Source organism: Cytobacillus sp. FSL H8-0458 (assembly GCF_038002165.1).
Taxonomy (GTDB): Bacteria; Bacillota; Bacilli; order Bacillales; family Cytobacillaceae; genus Cytobacillus.
In genome coordinates this window covers 3,025,535-3,048,943 of sequence record NZ_JBBOBR010000001.1, presented here as the reverse complement: position 1 = coordinate 3,048,943, position 23,409 = coordinate 3,025,535, and the positions used below count along the sequence as shown (strand labels likewise).

Below are 23,409 nucleotides of genomic sequence, written 5' to 3'. Positions count from 1 at the left end.
AAATAATATAATATTCGTTTTTGATGAAAATTTCAAGACCTTAATGTTATTATTCTATATATTGGCTGTTTCATCCTAATATATAGAAAAAAGCTTCTCTAATGCTGCTGAGTGAATTTGCTTCCCCCGATATAAAAAAGTGTTGATTCTCAATAGAGTATGCTTATACACTAAGGTCAAACGACAACGAAATGGGGTTGGCCTATGTTTGCAAATCTTAAAACCATGAATCTGAGTCAGCAGGCCGAATATTTAACAAAGGCCCTTGTGCAGATGGAGAGCTATAACCATTCAGATGGAGAAGTGCATAAAGCTGAATTTCTAAAGGAAGTTATCTGTTCGTATCCATCTTTTCAGGATAATGATCATCTAGTATGGACCCAGGAAATCCCCGGAGATGAACTGGACCGCAAGAATGTGTTTGCCTTCCTCAAGGGGAGGGCGATTAGCAAAAAGACCATTATATATCTGGCCCATTTGGACACGGTTGGCACTGAGGATTTTGGTCCCATTCAGGGCATGGCCCATGATCCCGATAAGCTTCAGGAGTTTTTTGAACAATATGGCTCTGATCCGGAAGTGCAGGAAGATGCCAGATCCAATGAGTGGCTTTTTGGAAGAGGGTCATTGGATATGCAGAGCGGAATTGCTGTACATCTGGCCAATCTCCTGTTTTTTTCGGAAAATCCCGGTGAATTGGACGGGAATTTGCTGGTTATGTTCAACGCTGATGAGGAGGGTGAGCATAAAGGAAGCAGAGCAGCCCTTTCCGAATTGCTGAGGCTGAAGGAAGAAATGGGCCTTGAATATATTGCTGCCATAAATAATGATTTTATCTCGCCATTGTATGACGGAGATACCACTAAGTATATTTACACTGGTACTGCAGGAAAAATATTGCCGTGTTTCTCCATTTTCGGAAGGGAGGCCCACGCCGGTGAAAGTCTTGCGGGAATTGATCCTACATTAATTGCTGCAGAGCTGACTGCGCGTATCAGCCAGAATTTTCAGCTTACTGAGAGGCTTGAAGGAGAACTGGTGCTTCCGCCAAGCTGTTTATATATGAGGGATGATAAAAAACGATATGACGTTCAGACGGCAGTTGGCTGCAGGGTTTACTTCAATTACTTTTTCTATGAAAAACCCTTGAAGCAGCTTTCGAAAGAACTGAGAATGATTGCAGAAGATGCGGCCATCGCTGTTGAGCACCGCCTGGAAGGTGCCTATAAAGATTTTCGGACCGTCAATAAGCTTCCGGAAAGACAGCTGGACTGGGGAACAGAAGTGACGGCTTTAGATGAGTTTCTTGTCTATCTTGAAGAAAAGGGCATCAATACTGTGAGTGTAATGGAAGAAGCAAGGAATAGGAGCTCGCTTCATGAAACTGATGCCAGAATGATTGCTTTTGATATTGTAGAAGCTCTCCACCAATCAGACCCTGAGAAGAAACCCAGAGTGATCTTATTTTATGGAACACCCTTTCTTCCTGCCAACACAATTGATGTAACTGCAGAAAGAGGCATCTTTTTAAAAAGTTGTCTGGAGGAAGTTCTTGCTGAAGAGGCTAAGAAAACAGGTGAGACATTTAAGGTCCGCAAATATTTCCCCTACTTATCGGATGGAAGCTTTTTATCTTTTGACGGCTCGGATGAGGACATACAATCTCTTAAAAAGAATTTTCCTGCTTTAAAAAGCCTTTTTCCGATCCCATTAAAGGCGATGAGAGATTTAAGTATACCTGTGATTAACATTGGAGTCTATGGCAAAGCTGGACACAAATGGACTGAGCGGGTCTATAAACCGTATACTTTTGAAATATTGCCTGAGGTTATCCGAAAGCTTACAAAAAGAATCCTTGAAAAGCCGGGAAATTAAGTTTCTCGCTTTTGGCGGCAGAAGTAACTTTAACTGGAAAATAGCGTCTAATGCAGGGAGAGAATTCGGGGGCGGTGACAGAATGATAAAGGCTGTAATTTTTGATTTTGATGGAACCATTGTAGACACAGAATCTTTATGGTATGAGGTTTTTAAACAAATCCTGTTTGAAGATTACGGATTTGAACTTGGGCTGGAGGATTTTGCGAAGGGCATAGGCACCACAGATGATATTCTATTTGATTATATTGATGATAAATTAGGTTTTAAAGTTAATCGTAAATCTATTCAGGAAAAAACAGAAAGAGCATTCCAGAGCCAAAGGGATATTTTAATTCTGAGAGAGGGGATTCGGGAACTGATAGACAAATGCATTGAAAAAGGCCTTAAGCTTGGAGTCGCATCCAGCTCAGGCAGAGAGTGGGTTAATCATTATTTAAATCATTTTGGAATCGAGGCTTTATTTCAAACGGTCAAAACAAAAGAGGATGTTGAAAAGGTAAAACCTGATCCAGCTCTTTACATAAAGGCACTTGAAGAAATGGGCGTTGAACCTGAAGAAAGTCTGGCCATCGAAGATTCCTTAAATGGGTCAATTGCTGCTGTTCAAGCAGGAATGCACTGTGTGGCTGTTCCTAATGATGTGACGCATTTTCTTTCCTTTCATGAGAAGGTTATGCGGTACAAGGCATTTTCTGAAATACCCATTGATGAGATGATAATGGGGCAAAGCGGCAGATAAAAAAGGAGCAGGCTAAGCCCGCTCCTTTTTTATTAAAAAATTGCATTCAGGATAAGGTAAACAATACCCGCTAATGTTGCTGATATCGGCAATGTGATTACCCATGTAATAAGCATTCTCTGTGCAGTTCCCCATTTTACTCCTTTAAGTCTGTGGGCAGAACCTACACCCAGGATAGAAGAGGAGATAACATGAGTAGTACTGACTGGCAAATGAATATATGTAGCGCCGAAGATGATCATTGCACCTGTTAAGTCAGCAGCCACTCCATTAATCGGACGGATCTTCATGATTTTTCCGCCGACTGTCTTGATGATTTTCCAGCCGCCGATGGAAGTCCCGAGACCCATTGCTAATGCACAGGAAAACTGTACCCAAAATGGTATATCAGTTGAAGTGACATAGTTGTTTGCTATAAGTGCCATTGTAATAATACCCATAGCTTTTTGTGCGTCATTTGTTCCATGTGTATAAGATTGCAGAGCTGCTGTGAAAATCTGGAACAGCCTGAAGTTGCGGTTTGTTTTAGTCAGGTTGTTGTTTTTGAAAACAATCTTAAAGATGCTGTAAACAATAAAACCGGCTGCAAATGCAATTAAAGGCGAAAAGATAAGTGCTTGAAGGATTTTTAAAAATCCCTGATAATTTAAAGCTGAAAATCCTGCTGCGGCAATCGCAGCACCTGCAATCGACCCGATGATTGCATGGGAAGAGCTGCTTGGAATGCCATAATACCACGTCAGCAGATTCCAGAATATCGCAGCAACTAAAGCAGCCAGAATGACAAGAGAACCATTCTGCAAAGTGAACGGGTCCACTATATCCTTTGTTATGGTTTTGGCAACCCCAGTAAATGTCATGGCACCAACAAAGTTCATGACGGCAGCCAATATGATGGCATGCCTTGGTTTAAGAGCCTTAGTGGAGACAGAGGTAGCTATTGCGTTTGCCGTATCATGAAATCCATTGATAAAATCAAATGCAAGGGCTCCAATGACAATTAAGATTGTAATAATAAATACTGCATCCATTGTGATCGCCCCTTAAGCATTTTTCATGATGATGGTTTCAAGCGTATTGGCGACATTCTGGCAGCTGTCAGCAATATCTTCCAGAGTTTCATAAATTTCTTTATACTGAATAATGCGGATAGGATCTTTTTCAGTAGCAAAAAGATGCTTGATTGACTGACGGCGGACTCCATCACACTTGGATTCGTAATCTTTGATTTTGATCGCATGATCTCTTATTTGCAGTAATTTCTTAGTTGAAAGAAGTTCAACAGATTTTTCAATTTCAATTGCACAGTTCTTAATCGCATCCACGAACTTCAGCATAAATTCATCTGCCTGTGTCATGGAATACATTTCAAATAAATCAGCACATTCCTCAAATCCATCCAGAACATCATCCATGCTCATGGCAAGGTGAAGAATATCTTCTCTTTCGATCGGTGTAATAAAAGCGTTATTTAATTCCTTGATGACTTCATGAACATAGGAATCACCCTTTGTTTCATAATCCTTCATTGTTTTTGAAAAGGTTTTTAAATCACTGACATTGTTAATCTTATAGTCTGCAAAGTAAATCGCACTATCCTTTAAATTCATGGAAATATTGCTTAACAGCGTGTTAAACTTGTCCTTTTTCTTAAAAACCATTTTTTTACCCCCAATATGTTAGGAAAACTTCAATCAAACGTAATTATTTTATACGAAATCGACAAAATATGATAGTTTTTTTTATTACAGTAATATTCCCTAGTTTGATGAGAATAAACGAATAGAGAATTTTAGCTAAAAAAAAAGACACCGCCAAACTCGGCGGTGCCTTAGTTAAGGGGGGATGACAATCTACCCTTTCAGCCTTCCAATAAAATCATGCAGTTTTTCAAGTGAATTCAAATTTGCATTGCATTTCCGGCTGTCCTGGCAAATGTAATTCCCTTTTTTTGTATAGGTGCCTAACTGAGAACCCTTAATTTCAGTTAAGAACATGCCTGTTTCTTCGAGTTTGCTGCAGATGGCACAGATTCCTTTTTTGCCAAGCGGCTTAAATGTTCCATATATCCCAGCCAGTTTGCCATCCAGCAGGCTGATCATATACTTCCTGTTTGTACCTTTGTCGTCCCATCCCAAGTAGGTTATTTCCCTGAAATCGATATCTTCAAGTGCTGGTATTTTTATTTTTTTTGCCTTTGGAAACAGTTTTTTGATCGATTGTTCAGTTATTGACGGGAAGGGTATTACATATTCCTTTATATGTGCTAAGAAGGCATCTGCCTGATCTCTTTCTTTAATATCACTGACTGGGGAAAGAAGCTGGTTTTGTTCTTCACTCAGCTCTGCAAAAAGGCCCAATACCTTTTCTGAAGAAAGAGATTTCAGCGCATTCAGCACCCCTGTATCATTGACAGATGCATGGCCATTAATTAGCACTTGCGTCTGATATTTAATAAAATTATATTGATCATTCCTGATGAAAGGTTCCATTATACACACTCCTATACTTTCAGCACCTTTGTATATCAATATTCACTTTATAAGAGTTACATAAAAATGTAAATGTATAAAATGATTAGGAAATGAACTTAGCATATGAAAAAGCACTGAACAAAGTTCAGTGCGAATAATTCATTTTTTATAAACTATTTTTTTGATTGTTTCAGCAGAAAGAAAATATTCCTCCGCCAACTGGGTGATGGTTTTGCCGTTCTGGAAGGCGCCTTTAATAGAATGGTTCCTTTCATCCAGAATTTTTCTTGCACCAGAGCGGGAACCCCATTTTTGGTAGTCCTTTTCTGGCTTAGGGATATAAATAGCCTCACCCTGAACGTATTTTTGAATCTCTGCTATCAGATTCTCCGGTAAAACAGCATTAGCTTTTACATAACTCATTTCTGCCAGCTCCTTATTTATTTTGATAATAAAAAATGAATAAGGTGCAAAGCCGATATCAGAAATGGTTTTAGCTGAATGGGCGATAATATTTTAGTCCATTACCGCCTCATGCAAAGTATCGCCACCAATATCAGGCTTTGCATGAGACGCTGCATTATCAGGCATTGCAACTGCAATGGCCATTCCCATCACCTCCTAAAAAGCGTTTTTTTTATATTATAAATTAAAATGATCGCCGATGTATATTTCTGCTCAATTCGACAAAATTCGGGTGGTGCCTGTCACCACTTGATTCTTGCAGACTTTTCTGATAATATATTTTTCTGCCCACGCGTTCGCTCATATGTATTTCTCCATTGCGGCTGAAAAAAATTGAAAGGAGAAACATATGTCATCCCAATTTGAACACCCCGATTTTCAAAAGGAAGTTCAGCGGCTTGAATTTACGAAACGTTATATTGATGTCGTGATTAAAACGTCAGAATCCAGCAAAGACAAGTTTCAGGAAAATATGAAAGAAGCTTTCGAAGACGTTGACTGGCTTGAATCCAGCTTAAGTTACTCATCACTGCTGACTAATGCCCGTTTTTTTGAAATGTCCAAAGATGAATTAATGCAGCTGAAAAAAGCCCGGAAAAAGCCGTACTTTGCCAGAATTGATTTCTTAAGGGAAGATTTAAACGAAGAAGAGATACTGTACATAGGCAAAACTTCATTGTATTCAAGGGAAAATCAGGAGCAGATTATTGTTGACTGGCGTTCTCCCATAGCCAACTTATACTATGAAGGCAGGCTGGGAGAGGTTCAATACCATTCCTATGAAGAAAGCTTTACGGGACACCTGTCTTTAAAAAGGCAATATATGATTGAAGAAGGGATTCTGGATGAAGTACGGGACATTGACCTCACGACCACAGATGAATTACTTCAGGAATCACTGTCCAAAAGCTCAAGCAACCGCCTCACTGAAATTATTTCAACCATACAGGAAGAACAGAACAAAATAATACGTGCTGATTTGAATAAGCCTATCATTGTTCAAGGAGCGGCAGGCAGCGGTAAAACAACGATTGCCCTGCACAGAATTAGTTATTTTATTTATCAGTACAAAGAAAATTTTGCCCCTGAACAGCTTATGATACTGGCGCCAAGCAGGCTTTTCATTGATTATATTTCGGAGGCGCTTCCGGAACTGGGGGTGGAGAGAGTCCGACAGACAACTTACCAGGAATATGTACTGGCATGTCTTGGCGAAGACCTGAAATTGGCGGAAGACAATAAATTAGTGAATCTGCTTGAAGACCATGGCAGTGAGGAAGTAAGTCTTGCAGCTTGGGTATCATCCATTAAAGGGTCACCGGTATTTCAAACTATTCTCACTAATTACCTCAGAGAAATATATAATAGCTTCTGCCCCAGAGAAGATTTTATGGTAGGTAAATTCAGGCTTTTTGGCCGCAAGAAACTTTTCCAGCTTTTTTTAGAGGACTACAATTATCTTCCTCTCTACCGCAGGCTGGAAAAATTGAAGGCTGTGCTTCAAAACGATCTTGCAAAGAAAAAGAAAAATATCATTAAGAAAATCGAAACCTATTATGACGAGAGAATCGAAAGGGCCCTTTACAGAGGGAAAGATCCTGAAAAAAGAAGACAGTATGTTTCCGATGCGCTTGATAAAAAGGCAGCCAGACTGGAAGAATTAAAGAAATGCTTTAGAACAGCAGTTCCAACATACTTGAAGCAATTTCCGAAAAAAAGTCTGATCCGGTATTATAAAGAATTATTTGAAGATCCCAGCCGTCTTTCAAGGCTGTCAGGCGGAAGTTTAACGGAAAAAGACGCAGAAATTCTTTGTGAATACTGCACGAAATGGTTCAGGAAAAAAGTGTATGAGAGGGAGGACCTGGCTTTAATGCTTTATCTGCAGGAAAGCTTATTTGGCATTCCCAAAGAGCTGAAGGCAAAAAATATCGTCATTGATGAAGCACAGGACTACAGCTTTATGGAGCTGCTCTCATTAAAAAAGTCACTTGGTACAGATATGTTTACACTAGTGGGGGACCTTGCCCAGGGAATTCATTCCTATAGGGGGCTCACAAGCTGGCAGGAGGTCCTGGACTATATTTTTCCCCGTGCAACATATACAGAGCTTCAGAAAAGCTATCGTACTACAGTGGAAATTATGGAAAAAGCAAATGAATTACTTAAGCTTCTCCCTTATTCATTCCCTGAAGTGGAGCCGGTTGTCCGCCATGGCAGAAATCCTGAATTTATCAGGAGAGAAGATGGATGTGAGCTGGTAAAACAGCTTGAGAAACAGGTCATTTCATTGAAAGAAGAAGAGTATAAAACATTTGCGGTGATCGGGAAAACGATGAAAGACTGTCAGCTGATTCACACCCTTTTTGAAAAGCATGCCAGGCTTCCTTTTAAACTGCTGCAGGAGCAGGAAAGCATACCGAAAGATCAAATTGTTATAGTGCCATCCTACTTGGCCAAGGGACTTGAATTTGATGCCGTTATAATTCTGTCCATGGAAGAGGAGTTTTCCAGAGATTCTGAACTGGATATTAAATTGCTTTATGTCGCCATGACACGGCCTCTTCACAGATTATATTTTTACGGATTGGAACAAGGTAATTTCATAGTAATTTAAAACTTCAGCAGCTGATTTTTCAGCTGCTTATTCTTTTTAAGAAAGTGATCCTGTCCCTTGTTTAGGACAATTTTTCACCGGGAAAATCATTTTTGCATGAGAAAAAATGGCAAAGAATGCGGAAATATAAAATCCCGGCATCTGCCGTTTATATAGATGGGCGATTGCTTATCTAAGGCAATCGCTTTTATTTTGGAGTGTAAACAGTAGGTCTCCTTTTCCTGCAAATGATAAAATGAATTAAAACTTTGAAGGAGATGATTCCATCATATGAAGGATATCAGCAGCACTTTAACCTTACATAATGGAGTTGAAATGCCTCAATTCGGGCTCGGCGTATATAAAGTCGAAAAGGGATTGCAGATTGAAAACACAGTAAAAGATGCGATTAACTTAGGATACAGACTGATTGATACTGCGGCTTTTTATGAAAATGAGGAGGGTGTTGGAAAGGCAATAAAAGAAAGCGGGGTGCCCAGAGAAGAGATTTTCATTACGACAAAAGTATGGAATGCGGATCAGGGATATGATCAGACCCTTAATGCCTTTGATAATAGTTTGAAAAAGATGGGTTTGGATTACTTAGATTTATACCTTATCCATTGGCCGGTTAAGGAGAAATACCTCGAAGCCTGGAGGGCGCTTGAAAAGCTTTATAAGGATGGCAAGGCAAGGGCCATAGGGGTGAGCAATTTTCAAATTCATCATATAAAGGACATTCTGGAGAATGCTTCAGAAAAGCCTGCAGTCAATCAGGTTGAGCTGCATCCTCTTCTTTCTCAGAAAGAATTAAGGGCATTTTGCGGTGAGCACAATATAAAAGTACAGGCCTGGTCTCCAATTGCCAGGGGAAGAGTGCTCGAGGACAGTGACATAAAAGAAATTGCCGAAAGGCATGGTAAATCACCAGCCCAGACTATTCTAAGATGGCATCTCCAAAACGGCATAATGGTCATTCCTAAATCAGTGAAAATAGATAGACTAAGGGAAAATGGAGATATATTTGATTTTGAATTAACTGAAGATGAAATGCGACAAATGAATGCATTAAATAATAATCACCGCTTTGGAGCAGATCCGGATAATTTTGATTTTTAGGTATTGCAAAAACATCCTGACGGGTGTTTTTTTATTTTATAAAATTTTTCCAAAAGAATAGTTTTTAAATTTTTGGTTTTAGATAATGAATCCTGGGTAATTTAATTGTACAAGCAGATAAGATCACCAAAAGCTGCGCAGCTGAATGAAATTCTTTATCTGAACAAAAGCTAAATTAAATTAAAACGAGGAGTGATTTTCAATGTTGAGCTTTTTATGGGCATTAATTATAGGTGGTATCATTGGTTGGTTAGCAGGTATGATCTTGGGAAGAGATATTCCAGGCGGAATTATTGGTAACATCATTGCTGGTTTCATTGGTGCATGGTTAGGTTCATTAATTCTTGGTGATTGGGGTCCAGTCGTAGCTGACTTTGCTATTATTCCTGCTTTAATTGGTGCTATCGTGCTTGTATTCATCGTAGGCTTCATCATGAAGGCTATGCGTAAATCACATGACTAATTGAATTAGTTCAAAGAAGTCCCGTTTGGGGCTTCTTTTTTTGCATTAAGCATTCTGCTTCTTAGCAAAAACTTAAAGCTGCCTCAGAAAGGGCAGCTCTCTGAATTAAAAACGATACGGGTCAATACCCTTGAAAATCCCAGGGTCATCCAGGAAAGGCGCATGACAGACTATAGTTTCCTCTAAGAATGGGTGTGGAATCTCAAGCTTTAGAGCGTGCAATGCCTGCCGTGAAAAAGCAGGTTTCCCGCCATATAAAGTATCCCCTGCAAGAGGATGACCGATATGGCTTAGATGAACACGGATCTGGTGTGTTCTGCCTGTATCCAAACGGCATTTAATAAGTGAAAGACTTTGTTTTGGAAAGTACTCAATTAGCTCATAGTTCGTTGAAGCTGGCTGGCCTCCGGGGGATACTCTTCTTCTGGTTGGATGATGCCTGTCCCGCCCAATTGGTTCCCTGATGGTTCCTTTGTTCTTTGAAATTCTGCCATGGACTAAAGCTAAATATGTTCGTTTAATTCTTCTTTCTTTCAGCTCTTTATCCAGAATTGCACCAGCTAATGCATGCTTTGCAAACAAAATGGCACCGGTTGTATCACGGTCCAGGCGATGAATATGTTTTATCTCTCTATATTCCCCCTGCATTTGCATATGAAAAGCTGCAGCGTTTGCGAGGGTATTCGTTTGATCCGGTGAGTTAGGATGCGTGTCCATGCCGGCCGGCTTATTCAAAACAAGCATATGGTCATCTTCAAAAAGAACATCGATCTCGTAATATGAGGGAATAACGCCTGAATCTTCATCCTGAAAAAATTGAAATCTTAATTTATCTCCTGCATGTACAGATTTTGTCCAATTAGCAGGTTCATCATTGGTTAAAACCTGTTTTTTCATTCTCATATTGTGTGTTTGTGTTTTTGGTGCTCCCCATAATGTCCGGACAATATATTCGATTGAATAGCCTTCCCAGTGGGCAGGTGCCTCTATTTCACACCATTCACCAAACCTTTGTATTTTTACCATAAATTACTCCTTATCCTGATTGAATAATCGTACCTTTAATACATATAAATTAATGACAATAATATTTTAGCCTTTAAAGACAGATGATAAAAGGAATAGTAATCCCCAAAAATTATTGTAATATTTAAAATCACCTTTAATTTTGCTAAAAATGGGGTTAATATAGAACTTTGGAACTAATTACTTAGCATTATGCCTGTTCCATCTATTTCCGCAGGAGGAATAAATACCAGCAAATTCCTTCTCCATGGGTATAATTACCACCCTAAAGGGCTTTCAGAATATGATATTCTTATGTATATATTACGAACTGATTACAAGGATTACAAAGGTGGGTTATCAGTGAAAGTTGTATTTGCATCAACTCCTGATCAGGAACAAAAAATTCAAGAATTAATAGGAAAATTCTATTCAAATGTGTTTCCTCTTTATTTCACAGACGATGATATAAGAGAATTTGAACAGCAGAAGATTTTACATACTTCTACAAGGCACTTTGAATATTTCGGAACGTTAAAGGAGGCATATCAGGTTATAGCAGGGCTGCAGACGCTTATGGCTATTCTGGAATCTCGCCCAATCAGCGATAAATATGAAATGATATTCTTTAAAAATGTTCAAATACTTAAAGAATTCGGTTTATCATTTCCGTTTGATTACAGTCATTTTTGCGGAGAGAGAATGCCCCGGAATGATTTATTCAGTGTTTATGCTAAAGCCGCAAATGAAATGCTTGTATGAAAAAACGCCTGCTGCTGCAGGCGTTTTCTGGTTATTTTGAATTCTCATTAAACCATTGTTCAAATACTTCTTTTTCCTGATAACCGGTAATTCTGTTAACCTCTTTGCCGTCTTTGTATTGAACGATTGTTGGAGTTTCCTTAATTCCGTAATTATCCCAGCCGTCTTCAAATTCAAGCAGGTTGAATTGCACGAGATCAATCCCCATATCTTCTGTAAGCGGAGCCACCACCGGAGTAGTCTTTTGGCAATGAGGGCATGTCGGGCTATAAAAATAAACGGTAACATCCTCATTGTTATTTAACTTTTTCTCCAATTCTCCGGGAAGAATCAGGTTTTGATAATTCGGGTCCTCAAGCTGTTTGACTGTTTCAGGATGAAGTGAATCCTTTCCATATGGATTTTTCTCTGACACTTTTTCTTCATTTTGCATTTTAGTTAAGATTCCTACTGCTGCAAATAATGCAACGATAATAGCAAGAAATATAATGACCTTTTTCATTATTCTGCTGCCTCCTTCGTTTTCTTCCAGACAAGATAACTGCAAATGAAAATAATTATAAAAGCTGTTAATGCTAAAAATGGAATTGTAACAAATCCCAGCCAATTAATATATTGTCCCGTACAGGGAACTCTCCCGCATGCTGCTGCATGATCAGCCATAAATGAAATCTTCTGAATGGAGTAGTGGTAGATGGAAATGCCGGCTCCGACAGCAGATAACACCATCGTATATAGGCTGATGCGATAATCCTTCTTAACCACTGCCAATCCTAGTATGACTGCAAAGGGATACATGACAATCCTCTGATACCAGCAAAGCTCACAAGGTTCATATTGCCTGATTTCCGAAAAATAAAGGCTGCCGAACAAAGCAAGAATTGAAGCTGCCCAGGCAATAAACAGCAAATTCTCCCGCCGGTCTGTTTGTGTTTTCTCCATAATAATCTCCTTATTAATATGTACTCTAAAATTATAAAGCTATTGGACATCCCTTGTAAATCAACATGTTCAAAGGGCATTCAGAAATAGGGCATTTGTAATATTGAAATGGCATCAGACAAGGAACAGGGGGAATTAAGAAAATTAAAAGAAGATATTCAATCAGCTATATAGAAATATATATGAAGGAAAAGAAGCAAGATAAGAACAAGAGGGAATTCAGCTAAGAAAATTCTGATGGTGTTATCAATTCAGTAAAAAAGGGAAAAGGAACCTGTATATCACTGGAGAGGCTGATCTTTCGCGACAGCTCCCAGGATAATTATTATTTTCCAAAAGGAGTGCACCACCATTGACAAAGCTTGATTTAAAGAAATTTGAAAAGAAAATGATTATCAGAAATACCCGGCATTCAGATATAGATCATATCATTGCCCTTCAGGAGCTATGTTTTCCCGGCATGGTTCCCTGGAAGAAGGATCAGCTTGAAAGCCATCTGGAAATTTTCCCTGAAGGCCAGTTTGTTGCAGAATATGACGGGGAAATCATTGGTTCCTGCTCAAGCCTTATTATAAATTTTGATGAATATGACGACCGTCATTCCTGGGATGATGTAACAGACAAAGGATACATAACGAACCATAATCCCGAAGGCTATAACCTTTATGGAATAGAAGTAATGGTCCATCCTGATTACCGCAGGATGAAAATTGGCCATCGACTGTATGAAGAAAGGAAGGAGCTTGTCAGGTCTTTAAATTTAAAAAGCATCATCATAGGCGGGCGTATTCCAAACTATCATAAATACTCAAATGAAATGAACCCAAGAGAGTATGTAAACGAAGTTTCGCTCCATAAAATCTATGACCCGGTTTTATCCTTTCAGCTCCTGAATGGATTTACCCTGATGAGGATTAATCCCAACTATTTGCCTGATGATGTGCAGTCAAATAAATATGCAACCCTGATGGAATGGAATAATGTCGACTACAGACCAATGAGCAAACGATTTTATAAAACAAGCTACCCGGTTCGTATTTGTGTGGTTCAATATTTAATGCGGCAGATAAAATCCTTCGATGAATTTGCCCATCAGGTAGAATATTTTACAGATGTTGCTTCAGATTCAGGGTCCGACTTTGCCGTTTTTCCCGAGTTATTTACTACCCAGCTGATGTCCTTTTTGGAGGAACGTTCACCAAGCCTTGCGGTGAGAAAGCTGACAGAATACACTGAACAATACATCGAGTTATTTACGGATTTGGCAGTCAGATATAATATCAATATAATTGGCGGCTCTCATTTTGTTAAAGAAGATGATGATGAGATTTATAATATCGCTTACCTTTTCCGGCGGGATGGAACGATTGAAAAGCAGTATAAGCTCCATATTACGCCAAATGAGCGCAAATGGTGGGGAATCAGCCGCGGGGACGAAGTAAAGGTATTTGATACGGACTGCGGAAGGATAGCCATCCAAATTTGCTATGACATCGAATTTCCTGAGCTGGCGAGAATTGCAACGGATAAAGGGGCAAAAATAATATTTACCCCTTTCTGTACCGAAGATCGCCAGGGATATTTGAGGGTACGCTATTGTGCTCAGGCGCGCGCTGTTGAAAATCAGATATACACGGTTATTTCAGGTACGGTCGGCAATCTTCCGCAAACAGAGAATATGGATATTCAGTATGCACAATCTGCCATTTTTGCACCATCCGATTTTGAGTTTGCAAGGGATGGCATAGTGGGGGAAACAAATCCAAATATCGAAATGGTCCTGATAGGTGATGTTGATCTCGAAATCCTCCGGCGCCAGAGGCAGGATGGCACAGTGCGTCAGCTAAAAGACCGCAGGCATGATATTTACAGCATTAAATATAAGAAGTAATATATAGTTGCAGCTTGAGCGCCTTTCAATTGGCGCTCAACGCATTTAAGGGATAATGTAAAGCCTTTGGCAGCGCGTACATAATGTCAGGATGGAATTTGTCAAAATTCCTCGGATGTTTTTAAAAGGAAAATCTGCCTGAGACTCGAAAAAGATATAAAGAAGCTTTTTTTGGGAGGTCATATGATGGAATGGAAAACAGCGGCAGAACGATGGATAAACCATGAGAATTTGGACAGTGAATTATTAGGACAGCTGAAACGTCTGCAGGGAAATGAAAAGCTCCTTGAAGAAGCATTTTATAAGGGACTGGAATTCGGAACAGGCGGTATGCGCGGGGAAATTGGCCCGGGAACAAACCGCATGAATATCTATACTGTCCGGAAGGCATCTGCAGGATTGGCGGCATACATAGAGGAAAAAGGATTGGATGCAAAAAACAGAGGGGTGGCAATTGCCTATGACTCACGCCGAATGTCTCCGGAATTTGCAATGGAAGCTGCTAAAACACTTGCCAGCAGGGGAATTCAGGCATATGTATTTGACGAACTCCGTCCAACGCCTGAACTCTCATTCGCAGTCAGGTACCTGCATGCGTATGCAGGGATAGTCATTACAGCCAGCCATAACCCTCCGGAATACAATGGCTATAAGGTGTATGGATCGGACGGCGCTCAGCTGACTCCTGCCGAAGCTGATATTGTTATAAGCAAGGTAAATGAATTAGAAAACGAATTGCTGATAGAAGTAATGGATGAAGATGTGTTAAAGGAGAAGGGGCTCATTACCATGATTAGCAAAACAGTTGATCAGGCTTATCAGAAGCAGCTCCTTACCATTTCCGAAAATCCGGGTGCCGCAAATGAAGCGGATGTTCGCGTAGTTTTTACGCCGCTTCACGGTACGGCCAACAAGCCTTTGAGAGAGGCTTTGTCAGCGCTGGGCTATGTAAATGTGCATGTGGTGAAGGAACAGGAGCTCCCGGATCCTGAATTTTCAACAGTAAAGAGTCCTAATCCAGAGGAAAAAGATGCTTTTGAGCTTGCAATGAGGGATGGAAGAGAAACTAATGCAGACCTGTTAATTGCTACAGACCCGGACGCAGATCGTCTTGGCATCGCTGCCAGGAACAAAGAAGGTGAATATGTTCTTCTGACAGGAAATCAGACAGGTGCGCTGCTGCTTCACTACATACTTTCTCAGAAGAAGGAAAAGAAGACACTGCCTAACAATGGCATCATGTTAAAAACGATCGTTACATCTGAATTTGGCCGCAGGGTTGCCTCTTCATTTGGAGTAAAAACCGTTGATGTTTTAACTGGCTTCAAATTCATTGCAGAAAAAATCAAAGAATATGAAGAGTCGGGTGAATACAGCTTCCTGTTCGGTTATGAGGAAAGCTATGGATATCTTATCGGCGACTTTGCAAGGGACAAGGATGCTATCCAGGCAGCTCTGCTTGCGACGGAAATGGCTGCATACTATAAAAAGAAAGGCATGTCCCTTTATGAGGCACTGCTAAGCTTATTTGAAAAGTTTGGCTATTTCCTTGAAGGATTAAAATCAATGACTCTCAAAGGAATTGAAGGAGCTGAAAAAATCCAGCAGACACTGGCATCTTTCCGCGCTAATCCAATAAAGGAACTTGACGGGCTGAAAGTCCAGGCTGTTGAAGATTACTTAACAGGAATCAGAACAGAAGCAGATGGAACAGAGAAGAATATCGGCCTGCCTAAGTCCAATGTTATTAAATATTTCTTCGAAGAAGGGAATTGGATTTGCCTAAGGCCATCAGGTACAGAACCGAAAATTAAATTTTACTTTGGAATCAATGACTCTTCATTAGCCAGCAGCAAGGAAAAACTGGAATCCGTTCAAAAAGCATTTATGGACATCGTCCAAGAAAGAATGGGAATTTCAGTGTCAAAATAAATTACCACACCCAGAAGTGTTAACAGAAAGGAAGATATGATGTTAAAGGGACAAACGGCAATTGTAACAGGTGCATCCAGAGGAATTGGCAAGGAAATCGCTGTTAAGCTGGCTCAGCAGGGCATGAAGTTAACCCTGATTGGAAGCTCAGAGGAAATACATCAATCGGCAGAAGACCTCAATAGGTTGGGATTTACAGATGTACTGCCTATTCAGGCAGATATTTCAGATGAAGCACAAGTAAAGGCTGCAGTTGAAAAGACTCTTCAAACATACAAACAGGTTGACCTTCTCGTGAACAATGCAGGTATGGGATTTTTTAAACAGGTTGATGAAACGACACTGGATGAGTGGAAAAAGGTCTTTGAAGTAAATGTACAGGGAGTTTTTCTCGGAAGCAGGGCAGTACTGCCGTATATGAAAGAGCGAAAATCAGGTACAATCATTACCATTTCTTCAGATGTAGCCAGGTATACCATTCCTAATGGATCAGCCTATACGGCAACAAAATATGCGGTTCAAGGCTTTTCGGGATCTTTAGCTCAGGAAGTCAGAGAATACGGTATCCGTGTCGGAACCATAAATCCTGGAATGGTTGATACATTTTTTGCAGAATCCAAGCAGGGACTTGAAGAGAAAAGAGATTGGCTGAAGGTCGAAGATATCGCAAATGCTGTTGTTTACATGGCATCAGCACCGAAACACATGATGATAGACGAAATCGTTCTTCATCCATTTGTTCAAAACTATCCAATAGCATAAAATTCTGCACCGAAGAGGATTGCTCTTCGGTGTTTTTTATGAGGGTGATTTTCCTGTCTGCAACTTTAGTCGCAGGCTGCTTCCTCCCAAATGCCAAGGAAGTTAGGGAAAAAAAGTTATATAATATAGGTACATATATGACAAGGTCCAAGGGGGGATCCGGGTGTTGGGGAAAAAAAGACAATCAGAAATCGGAATATTAAAAGAAATAGCAGAGCTATTGAATGAAGGAACAGAAATAGATTCGCTTCTTAAAGAGGTGCTGCAAAAATTGCTTCACATCACTGGTCTGGAAACGGGATGGGTATTTCTGATCGATAGCCATGGGGAGTTCCGCCTGGCAGCAGAAGAGAAACTGCCCCCTGCCCTTTCCGCGGATAACTGCAGGCCGATGTGCAAGGGAGATTGCTGGTGCATTGACCGCTATAATGACGGCAGACTAAACAAAGCTTCAAATATAATTGAATGCAAAAGAATAGAAGATGCAATTGCCGAGCAAAGAAATGATACCAACGGGCTAACCCATCATGCCTCCGTACCGCTGAGAGCAGGAGAGGAAAAGTTTGGGGTTCTTAATATAGGTTCACCTGCTAAAACTCATTTTTCACCGGAAGAATTGGCTTTGCTGGAATCAGTTGCTTTCCAAATCGGAACGGCCATAAAACGAATCAAGCTGACACAGCTGGAGCAGGAGACGGCTCTTGCTGCGGAAAGAAACAGGCTGGCAAGGGACCTGCATGATTCTGTTAACCAGCTTTTGTTCTCTTTAAGCTTAACGGCGAGAGGTGGAGCGGAAATGACTGATAACCCGGAAATGAAAGAGACCTTTTCCTACATGCAGGATCTCGCACAGGAAGCCTTAAGCGAGATGAGAGCGCTTATCTGGCAGCTCAAACCGCGCGGACTGGAAAATGGAATTATATGTGCTATGCAGACTTACAGTCAAATGCTTGGCCTGAAGCTAAACTCAAAAGTAAAGGGTGTAATCTGTCTTCCGGGGAAAGTCGAAGAAACACTTTGGAGAATTGGTCAGGAAGCCCTGGCTAATTGCAAAAAACACTCTGGTGAATCAACAGCTGATGTAGTGCTGACTGTGGATGAAAGGACAGTTACCATGACGATTTCCGATTGCGGCAGAGGGTTTCATTATCGCGAAAACGATATCCCTTCTCTTGGCCTCAAAAGCATGAAGAAAAGAACGGAAGCGCTGAATGGTTTATTCAAATTAATAACAGAGCCAAACAAAGGAACGAATATTGAAATTACCATTCCTTTGGAAAAGGGAGGCAAATAAATGGCCATCAAGGTTTTAATTGCGGATGATCATCATGTTGTAAGAAGAGGACTTGTATTTTTTCTTAAAACTCAGCCGGAAATCGAAATTATCGGAGAGGCAAAAAACGGCCTTGAAGCTGTTGAGATGATGCAGGCAACCCAGCCTGATGTTGTATTAATGGACCTGGATATGCCTGTAATGAATGGAATCGAAGCCACACGGCAGATTAAACTGAATTATCCTGCTGTAAAAATCATGATACTCACAAGCTTTTCAGACCAGGATCATGTGATACCCGCAATTGAGGCGGGCGCATCAGGATATCAGCTGAAGGATATTGAGCCGGATATCCTTGTTCAGGCAATTATCCAGCTGATGAAAGGAGAGAATCAGCTTCATCCAAAAGCTACCTCCCAATTGCTCACACATTTAACGAATAAAAACAGTACAGAAAGACAGCCGCTTGAAGAGCTGACAAAGAGAGAGCTCGAGGTTCTGAGGGAGATTGCAAAAGGAAAAAGCAATAAAGAAATTGCTTCATCTCTTTTTATAACAGAAAAGACTGTCAAAACCCATGTTTCCAACCTGCTGTCCAAATTAGAGCTCGCAGACAGGACACAGGCAGCACTTTATGCAGTGCGTCATGGTATTGCAGAGTCATAATAAAAAACTCATCCAAAAGTCTGAGAAGATATTTACTGAATTAGTACCAAAACAAGCTTTATAAAACTCAGCCATCCTGACGATGTGTAAAAGCGAATATTTCTATATACTAAAGAATATAGGATCTTAAAGGAGAGTTTAAAATGAAGCTTACAATTATTAATGGAAGTCCGCGAATGAAGGGACGAACGGGAATAGCCTCCCGTTATATTGCAAGAAAATATAATGCTGAACTGATCGACTTAAGCCTTGGAGAAATTCCTTTATATAATGGAACAGAAGATCAATATGGGCTGCCTGCCGTTAAAAAGCTGCGACAAATGATTGCAGACTCTGATGGAGTCATTCTGGCATCCCCTGAGTACCACAGTGCCATGAGCGGAGCATTAAAGAATGCGCTGGATTTTCTGGGAAGTGAGCAATTTGCCCATAAGCCAGTCGGCCTGCTGGTTGTGGCTGGAGGCGGAAAAGGCGGCATCAATGCACTGAATAATTTAAGAATTGCCGGCAGAGGCGTATATGCCAATGTTATACCTAAACAGCTTGTCCTGGACCCGCATTGTTTTGATTATGAAAATGATGGCCTTTTTGAGGAACCAGCCAAATTGGTAGAGGATTTAATGAATGAACTTCAGGCATATATGAAGTCATATTGTCAAATAAAGCAGGAATTAAAATAATAATAAAAACAAAAACACGGACCAAAAATCCGTGTTTTATTATTGGTGGAATTCTTTTGTTAGGTTAGTTCATAAAATACAGTGTTTGGCAGCTGTTTTTCTGATAATTCATTGGCATGGTCAATATATCTAAGCAGTGAGTATAAATGTTTCTCAATGACAGAATAATCTTTTTCGAAATTGTAGGCATGAAGAAAATGTTCAATTTTCTTCGAAAGAAACTGATCTTCTGTCCTGACCATCAGGATCAGCAGGTTATCCCATTCAGACCGGTGTGTATAATATAACGCACGGTCATAATCCACTTTATTCATTTGTCCTCTCCTCCTCTTCCAGGAGTTGATTATAGTTTATGATGATGCGGCGTTTTATTTCAAAGTAAATCTTGGACTTGTTGATATACAAGGGTTTTCATCATTTTCCTGTATATATTGGCCACATTCATTTATAAGACAATTCCATACATAAAATCGAAGCCTGGGTCAAAAATAGAATTAACGACACATGCTTTGGAGGTCTAAATGAAAAAGTATTTATCCATCTTTATGCTGATTTGTTTATTAGCCGGGGGAAGTTCATTGGCAGGAGCTGTACAAAAACCGGATTATGAAAAATATGGAAGAATTGCCATCGCAGTTGTAAAAGAAGATTACCCTGGGGAAGAAGTGGTGGATTATCAGTATGGAGGAAGAAAGAAAGTTACTGAAACAGATGTAACAGATACCTTTACTTTTACCGTAAAAGAAGACGGGAATCCAGTAACCGTACTGGTGATGGTCACACATAACCTTAAAGATAACAAAGCGGTTAGCCTCACTGTAGAAAGAAAAACTCAGTAAGCTCCTTCGGGGGCTTTTTTCATTGTCTCTTTATTCAAAATAATGATAAAAACATATCTTTCTGATAATCTTGGATTATGAATAACACAGTCAAATATGGGGAGTGAGTTTTTTGAGGGAATCAATTCTTGTTGCGGAGGACGAAGCTAAAATCGCCAGGCTTCTGGAAATTGAACTTGAATTCGAAGGCTATCAAGTAACAAAAGCAATGGATGGTTTTCAGGCAATGGAGTTATACCGGACTGGAAACTGGGACCTAATCATTCTGGATATCATGCTTCCAGGATTGAGCGGAATTGAAATTCTGCGAAGAATTCGCAGCAAGGATAAACAGACCCCCATTTTGCTGCTGACGGCTAAAAGTTCAGTGGAAGATAAAGTATCTGGTTTAGATCTGGGGGCGAACGATTACATAACAAAACCTTTTCAGATTGAGGAACTGCTTGCGAGGATTCGGGCGGCACTAAGGGTTAAAACAGTGACTGCTCAAGAAACTCCGGTTATTGACTTTCTTGAAGTGTCAGACTTAAAGCTCAATGAAAAAACAAGGGAAGTCAGCCGGGGAGATCAATTCATAGAACTGACGCCCAGAGAATTTGATTTACTGGTTTATTTAATGACAAATAAAAGACAGGTCCTGAACAGGGAACAGATTTTGGAGGCCGTCTGGGGATATGACTTTTTGGGGGACACAAATGTTGTTGATGTCTATATCAGATATTTGCGCAAGAAAATAGACTTGCCTGAGATGCCTTCTCTTATCCATACAATCCGCGGAGTAGGGTATGTACTAAAGGAGACGAAATGAATCTTAGGAAGAAAATTTATTTGTATACAACCGTTCTCTTTGCAGTACTGCTGATTATCATGAATATTGCTGTGTATGCTGTATTCAGCAAATTAATATATGAAAATGAGCAGGCATCCATTTCAAATGAAATAGCTAATATGATAAAGATTGCGCAAAGTTCAATCGGGAATGTTCCGGAAGCTGAACTGCTTAGGGCACTTGTTCCTTCAAGTGGAATGGTAAGACTGGTTCAGCCAGATAAAAAGGCGGTAACCTCCACATCCTCGGATGAAAAGGCGCTCAGTGAGATCCCTTCAGAGTACATCAGCAGCGAAGTGATAAAAACAATGGAACGTAATAATAGGGTCTATATGTTTGCAACTGCACCTTTGATCCTTCCAGATGGTGAAATAGGAAGCTTTCAGCTGACCAGAAGCCTGGAAAATGCAGAAAAAATATTAAGGACTCTGCGCTTCGTTCTGGGGATTGTCACAGTCCTGGCAATGATTCCGGTTCTAATTTCCAGCGCGATCCTTAGTAAGTTTATTACAAGGCCTGTTGCGACAATGACAGCCACCATGAAGGAAATTAGAAAAAGCGGCCAATTCAAGCGTCTTGAACTGGAGGGGAAATCCCAGGATGAGCTGCATCAAATGGGTGAAACCTTCAACCATATGATAGATCTTCTTGAATCCAATTATGAAAAGCAAAAACTTTTTATTTCAAATGCTTCCCACGAATTAAAAACCCCATTAACTGTTATTGAGAGTTATTCAAGCTTGCTTAAGAGAAGGGGATTGAAAGAACCTGAATTATTTAATGAATCAATAGAAGCCATTCATTCAGAGGCATTAAGAATGAAGGAAATGACAGAACAGCTTCTTATGCTTGCACGGCATGATGACCAGTGGATGCTCGATTTGAAGATGATAGATCTTAACCGTTTTTTAACCCAAATCATACGGACATATGGAGATGCTTTTAAAAGGACTATACAGTTGGAATCGAGTTTGTCTGGAAATGCCTTTATTCAAACGGATGAAAATAAATTAAAGCAGCTTCTGTTTATTTTTCTGGATAATGCCAGGAAATACAGTGATGATGTCATAAAGGTTACTGCCGGGACAGAGGAAAGTGAGGTTTATATCCGGATTGAAGATCGCGGCATGGGTATTCCCCAGAAGGATCTGCCAAGAGTGTTTGACCGTTTTTACCGGGTAGATAAGGCAAGAAACAGAAAAACAGGAGGGTCGGGACTGGGACTGTCCCTTGCCAAAGAAATCGCTGATGCTCTTGGGGTTGAAATCAGACTCGAAAGTACTGAAGGATTGGGAACTGCAGCATCCATAAGAATTAAAAAAACTTAACCATTCTCATCAATTTCTCATTTTATTATCAGATAATAGAGAAATAAGATATGTGGAGAGGTGTAAGGAAATGAAGCATAAACTTATAATAATTTCAGCTTCGGGTCTTCTGCTGGCTGCGCTCCTTGTATTTGCTGTAATGCAATTCACAAATGTCTCCGCTTCAGAATCAATTACTGAAAGTGAAGCCAGAGAAATAATTAAAGACCGATATGAGGGAGAAATTCTGAATTTGAAAAAAGTGAACAGCACTTATTTGATTGAAATGAAAAAAGGCGAAGGGTTATATCAAATAAAGCTGAGTGAAAACGGAGGAGAAATTCTTTCTTTTGAAAAAAAAGATCAGAATTCTAATGGTGAACAGAAGCAGCTTGATGAAGAAAAAATAAAGGAAATTATTCAGGCAGAAGAAACTGGTGAAATACTTTCCCTGAAAAAAGTGACTCATAAAGAAAAATCAGCCTTCGAGGCAATCGTTCAGAAAGAAGAAGCGAAGATTAAGATTACTGTTGATGCTCTGAATGGAGAAGTTTTATCCCGTGCTGCTGAGGAAACAAAGGTCCCTGTAAAAAATCTAACCGAAGAGGAAGCTGTCCAAATTGCTCTAAAAAATGAACCTGGGGAAGTGGATGACATCAGCTTTGGAGAAACAGAAAAGGGACCTTCTTATCTTGTTGAGATAGAAAAGGATGATGGCAGGGATGCAGCTGTCGAGATCCATGCTATTACAGGAGAAGTGTTGTCGGTTACCTGGGATGATTAATCC

At 40.1% G+C, this 23,409-nt stretch carries 24 protein-coding genes; 16 read left to right on the top strand and 8 right to left on the bottom strand.

Annotated features, from left to right (window positions below):
* Window positions 1–204 precede the first annotated feature (204 nt).
* Together NYE23_RS14905 and NYE23_RS14900 are read left to right on the top strand one after the other, a co-directional pair.
* Window positions 205–1,875, top strand: coding sequence for a M20 family metallopeptidase (locus tag NYE23_RS14905; RefSeq protein WP_341078971.1), 1,671 nt, complete (start codon window positions 205–207; stop codon window positions 1,873–1,875).
* An 82-nt stretch (window positions 1,876–1,957) separates the two neighbouring features.
* Window positions 1,958–2,617 (top strand): HAD family hydrolase, encoded by a 660-nt coding sequence (locus tag NYE23_RS14900; RefSeq protein WP_341078967.1) that lies wholly within the window; start codon window positions 1,958–1,960, stop codon window positions 2,615–2,617.
* A gap of 32 nt (window positions 2,618–2,649) precedes the next feature.
* Here the strand turns inward: NYE23_RS14900 and NYE23_RS14895 are convergent, their stop codons facing one another.
* The 4 genes from NYE23_RS14895 to NYE23_RS14880 all read right to left on the bottom strand — a co-directional run bounded on the left by NYE23_RS14895 (window position 2,650) and on the right by NYE23_RS14880 (window position 5,514).
* A complete protein-coding gene (locus NYE23_RS14895; protein WP_048011738.1) occupies window positions 2,650–3,648 on the bottom strand; it encodes an inorganic phosphate transporter in 999 nt (332 codons plus the stop codon).
* A gap of 12 nt (window positions 3,649–3,660) precedes the next feature.
* On the bottom strand, window positions 3,661–4,278 hold the full coding sequence (locus NYE23_RS14890; RefSeq protein WP_048011739.1) for a DUF47 domain-containing protein: 618 nt from the start codon (window positions 4,276–4,278) through the stop codon (window positions 3,661–3,663).
* Between the two features lie 192 nt (window positions 4,279–4,470).
* Entirely contained in the window at window positions 4,471–5,109 is a 639-nt protein-coding gene (locus NYE23_RS14885; RefSeq protein ID WP_341078964.1) for a FusB/FusC family EF-G-binding protein, read from the bottom strand.
* Window positions 5,110–5,250: 141 nt separating this feature from the next.
* On the bottom strand, window positions 5,251–5,514 hold the full coding sequence (locus NYE23_RS14880; protein WP_341078963.1) for a CD3324 family protein: 264 nt from the start codon (window positions 5,512–5,514) through the stop codon (window positions 5,251–5,253).
* 391 nt (window positions 5,515–5,905) lie between these two features.
* On the opposite strand from NYE23_RS14880, the gene helD reads away from it, so the two are divergent.
* The 3 genes from helD to NYE23_RS14865 all read left to right on the top strand — a co-directional run bounded on the left by helD (window position 5,906) and on the right by NYE23_RS14865 (window position 9,734).
* Window positions 5,906–8,173, top strand: a complete 2,268-nt coding sequence (gene helD, locus NYE23_RS14875) for an RNA polymerase recycling motor HelD (protein WP_341078961.1) — start codon at window positions 5,906–5,908, stop codon at window positions 8,171–8,173.
* Window positions 8,174–8,443: 270 nt separating this feature from the next.
* On the top strand, window positions 8,444–9,271 hold the full coding sequence (locus NYE23_RS14870) for an aldo/keto reductase (protein WP_341078958.1): 828 nt from the start codon (window positions 8,444–8,446) through the stop codon (window positions 9,269–9,271).
* 202 nt (window positions 9,272–9,473) lie between these two features.
* Window positions 9,474–9,734 (top strand): GlsB/YeaQ/YmgE family stress response membrane protein, encoded by a 261-nt coding sequence (locus tag NYE23_RS14865; RefSeq protein WP_035326710.1) that lies wholly within the window; start codon window positions 9,474–9,476, stop codon window positions 9,732–9,734.
* Between the two features lie 105 nt (window positions 9,735–9,839).
* On the opposite strand, the gene NYE23_RS14860 is transcribed toward NYE23_RS14865, so the two are convergent.
* Window positions 9,840–10,760, bottom strand: a complete 921-nt coding sequence (locus NYE23_RS14860; protein WP_341078956.1) for an RluA family pseudouridine synthase — start codon at window positions 10,758–10,760, stop codon at window positions 9,840–9,842.
* Between the two features lie 342 nt (window positions 10,761–11,102).
* On the opposite strand from NYE23_RS14860, the gene NYE23_RS14855 reads away from it, so the two are divergent.
* The gene (locus NYE23_RS14855; protein ID WP_341078954.1) at window positions 11,103–11,501 is read left to right on the top strand and encodes a YhcU family protein; all 399 of its coding nucleotides are present in this window, start codon (window positions 11,103–11,105) and stop codon (window positions 11,499–11,501) included.
* 31 nt (window positions 11,502–11,532) lie between these two features.
* Here the strand turns inward: NYE23_RS14855 and NYE23_RS14850 are convergent, their stop codons facing one another.
* Complete coding sequence (locus NYE23_RS14850) at window positions 11,533–12,003, bottom strand: thioredoxin family protein (protein WP_341078953.1); 471 nt, start codon at window positions 12,001–12,003, stop codon at window positions 11,533–11,535.
* A complete protein-coding gene (locus NYE23_RS14845) occupies window positions 12,003–12,443 on the bottom strand; it encodes a disulfide oxidoreductase (RefSeq protein ID WP_341078952.1) in 441 nt (146 codons plus the stop codon). The genes NYE23_RS14850 and NYE23_RS14845 overlap by 1 nt, the downstream gene beginning before the upstream one ends.
* Before the next feature lie 388 nt (window positions 12,444–12,831).
* Between NYE23_RS14845 and NYE23_RS14840 the strand changes: the two genes are divergently transcribed.
* From NYE23_RS14840 to NYE23_RS14815, 6 genes are all read left to right on the top strand, one after another.
* Window positions 12,832–14,334: a bifunctional GNAT family N-acetyltransferase/carbon-nitrogen hydrolase family protein gene (locus NYE23_RS14840; protein ID WP_341080745.1), complete on the top strand. Its 1,503-nt coding sequence runs from the start codon at window positions 12,832–12,834 to the stop codon at window positions 14,332–14,334.
* Window positions 14,335–14,520: 186 nt separating this feature from the next.
* Window positions 14,521–16,266, top strand: coding sequence for a phospho-sugar mutase (locus NYE23_RS14835; protein ID WP_341078951.1), 1,746 nt, complete (start codon window positions 14,521–14,523; stop codon window positions 16,264–16,266).
* 39 nt (window positions 16,267–16,305) lie between these two features.
* Window positions 16,306–17,028, top strand: a complete 723-nt coding sequence (locus NYE23_RS14830) for an SDR family oxidoreductase (RefSeq protein ID WP_341078950.1) — start codon at window positions 16,306–16,308, stop codon at window positions 17,026–17,028.
* 163 nt (window positions 17,029–17,191) lie between these two features.
* Window positions 17,192–18,322 (top strand): GAF domain-containing sensor histidine kinase, encoded by a 1,131-nt coding sequence (locus tag NYE23_RS14825; protein WP_341078949.1) that lies wholly within the window; start codon window positions 17,192–17,194, stop codon window positions 18,320–18,322.
* Window positions 18,323–18,967, top strand: coding sequence for a response regulator transcription factor (locus tag NYE23_RS14820; RefSeq protein ID WP_341078947.1), 645 nt, complete (start codon window positions 18,323–18,325; stop codon window positions 18,965–18,967).
* Window positions 18,968–19,110: 143 nt separating this feature from the next.
* Window positions 19,111–19,647, top strand: a complete 537-nt coding sequence (locus tag NYE23_RS14815; RefSeq protein WP_341078945.1) for an NADPH-dependent FMN reductase — start codon at window positions 19,111–19,113, stop codon at window positions 19,645–19,647.
* A 59-nt stretch (window positions 19,648–19,706) separates the two neighbouring features.
* On the opposite strand, the gene NYE23_RS14810 is transcribed toward NYE23_RS14815, so the two are convergent.
* The gene (locus tag NYE23_RS14810; RefSeq protein WP_035326734.1) at window positions 19,707–19,961 is read right to left on the bottom strand and encodes a YhdB family protein; all 255 of its coding nucleotides are present in this window, start codon (window positions 19,959–19,961) and stop codon (window positions 19,707–19,709) included.
* Window positions 19,962–20,168: 207 nt separating this feature from the next.
* Here NYE23_RS14810 and NYE23_RS14805 point away from each other — a divergent pair, with 207 nt between their 5' ends.
* From NYE23_RS14805 to NYE23_RS14790, 4 genes are all read left to right on the top strand, one after another.
* Window positions 20,169–20,486 carry a DUF3889 domain-containing protein gene (locus tag NYE23_RS14805; protein ID WP_341078944.1) on the top strand — a complete coding sequence of 106 codons (318 nt, stop codon included), beginning with the start codon at window positions 20,169–20,171 and terminating at the stop codon, window positions 20,484–20,486.
* Between the two features lie 112 nt (window positions 20,487–20,598).
* Window positions 20,599–21,294, top strand: a complete 696-nt coding sequence (locus NYE23_RS14800) for a response regulator transcription factor (RefSeq protein ID WP_341078941.1) — start codon at window positions 20,599–20,601, stop codon at window positions 21,292–21,294.
* Window positions 21,291–22,643, top strand: coding sequence for a HAMP domain-containing sensor histidine kinase (locus tag NYE23_RS14795; protein WP_341078939.1), 1,353 nt, complete (start codon window positions 21,291–21,293; stop codon window positions 22,641–22,643). Before NYE23_RS14800 ends, NYE23_RS14795 begins: the two co-directional genes overlap by 4 nt.
* 70 nt (window positions 22,644–22,713) lie before the next feature.
* Entirely contained in the window at window positions 22,714–23,406 is a 693-nt protein-coding gene (locus NYE23_RS14790) for a PepSY domain-containing protein (protein ID WP_341078937.1), read from the top strand.
* The last annotated feature ends 3 nt before the right edge of the window (window positions 23,407–23,409 follow it).

Coding starts and splice junctions, on each gene's coding strand:
- NYE23_RS14890 (WP_048011739.1), bottom strand. CDS start 4,278: ATGGTTTTTAAGAAAAAGGACAAGTTTAACACGCTGTTAAGCAATATT.
- helD (WP_341078961.1), top strand. CDS start 5,906: ATGTCATCCCAATTTGAACACCCCGATTTTCAAAAGGAAGTTCAGCGG.
- NYE23_RS14830 (WP_341078950.1), top strand. CDS start 16,306: ATGTTAAAGGGACAAACGGCAATTGTAACAGGTGCATCCAGAGGAATT.
- NYE23_RS14835 (WP_341078951.1), top strand. CDS start 14,521: ATGGAATGGAAAACAGCGGCAGAACGATGGATAAACCATGAGAATTTG.
- NYE23_RS14845 (WP_341078952.1), bottom strand. CDS start 12,443: ATGGAGAAAACACAAACAGACCGGCGGGAGAATTTGCTGTTTATTGCC.
- NYE23_RS14885 (WP_341078964.1), bottom strand. CDS start 5,109: ATGGAACCTTTCATCAGGAATGATCAATATAATTTTATTAAATATCAG.
- NYE23_RS14880 (WP_341078963.1), bottom strand. CDS start 5,514: ATGAGTTATGTAAAAGCTAATGCTGTTTTACCGGAGAATCTGATAGCA.
- NYE23_RS14860 (WP_341078956.1), bottom strand. CDS start 10,760: ATGGTAAAAATACAAAGGTTTGGTGAATGGTGTGAAATAGAGGCACCT.
- NYE23_RS14815 (WP_341078945.1), top strand. CDS start 19,111: ATGAAGCTTACAATTATTAATGGAAGTCCGCGAATGAAGGGACGAACG.
- NYE23_RS14840 (WP_341080745.1), top strand. CDS start 12,832: ATGATTATCAGAAATACCCGGCATTCAGATATAGATCATATCATTGCC.
- NYE23_RS14850 (WP_341078953.1), bottom strand. CDS start 12,003: ATGAAAAAGGTCATTATATTTCTTGCTATTATCGTTGCATTATTTGCA.
- NYE23_RS14865 (WP_035326710.1), top strand. CDS start 9,474: ATGTTGAGCTTTTTATGGGCATTAATTATAGGTGGTATCATTGGTTGG.
- NYE23_RS14900 (WP_341078967.1), top strand. CDS start 1,958: ATGATAAAGGCTGTAATTTTTGATTTTGATGGAACCATTGTAGACACA.
- NYE23_RS14805 (WP_341078944.1), top strand. CDS start 20,169: ATGAAAAAGTATTTATCCATCTTTATGCTGATTTGTTTATTAGCCGGG.
- NYE23_RS14870 (WP_341078958.1), top strand. CDS start 8,444: ATGAAGGATATCAGCAGCACTTTAACCTTACATAATGGAGTTGAAATG.
- NYE23_RS14810 (WP_035326734.1), bottom strand. CDS start 19,961: ATGAATAAAGTGGATTATGACCGTGCGTTATATTATACACACCGGTCT.
- NYE23_RS14895 (WP_048011738.1), bottom strand. CDS start 3,648: ATGGATGCAGTATTTATTATTACAATCTTAATTGTCATTGGAGCCCTT.
- NYE23_RS14905 (WP_341078971.1), top strand. CDS start 205: ATGTTTGCAAATCTTAAAACCATGAATCTGAGTCAGCAGGCCGAATAT.
- NYE23_RS14795 (WP_341078939.1), top strand. CDS start 21,291: ATGAATCTTAGGAAGAAAATTTATTTGTATACAACCGTTCTCTTTGCA.
- NYE23_RS14790 (WP_341078937.1), top strand. CDS start 22,714: ATGAAGCATAAACTTATAATAATTTCAGCTTCGGGTCTTCTGCTGGCT.
- NYE23_RS14820 (WP_341078947.1), top strand. CDS start 18,323: ATGGCCATCAAGGTTTTAATTGCGGATGATCATCATGTTGTAAGAAGA.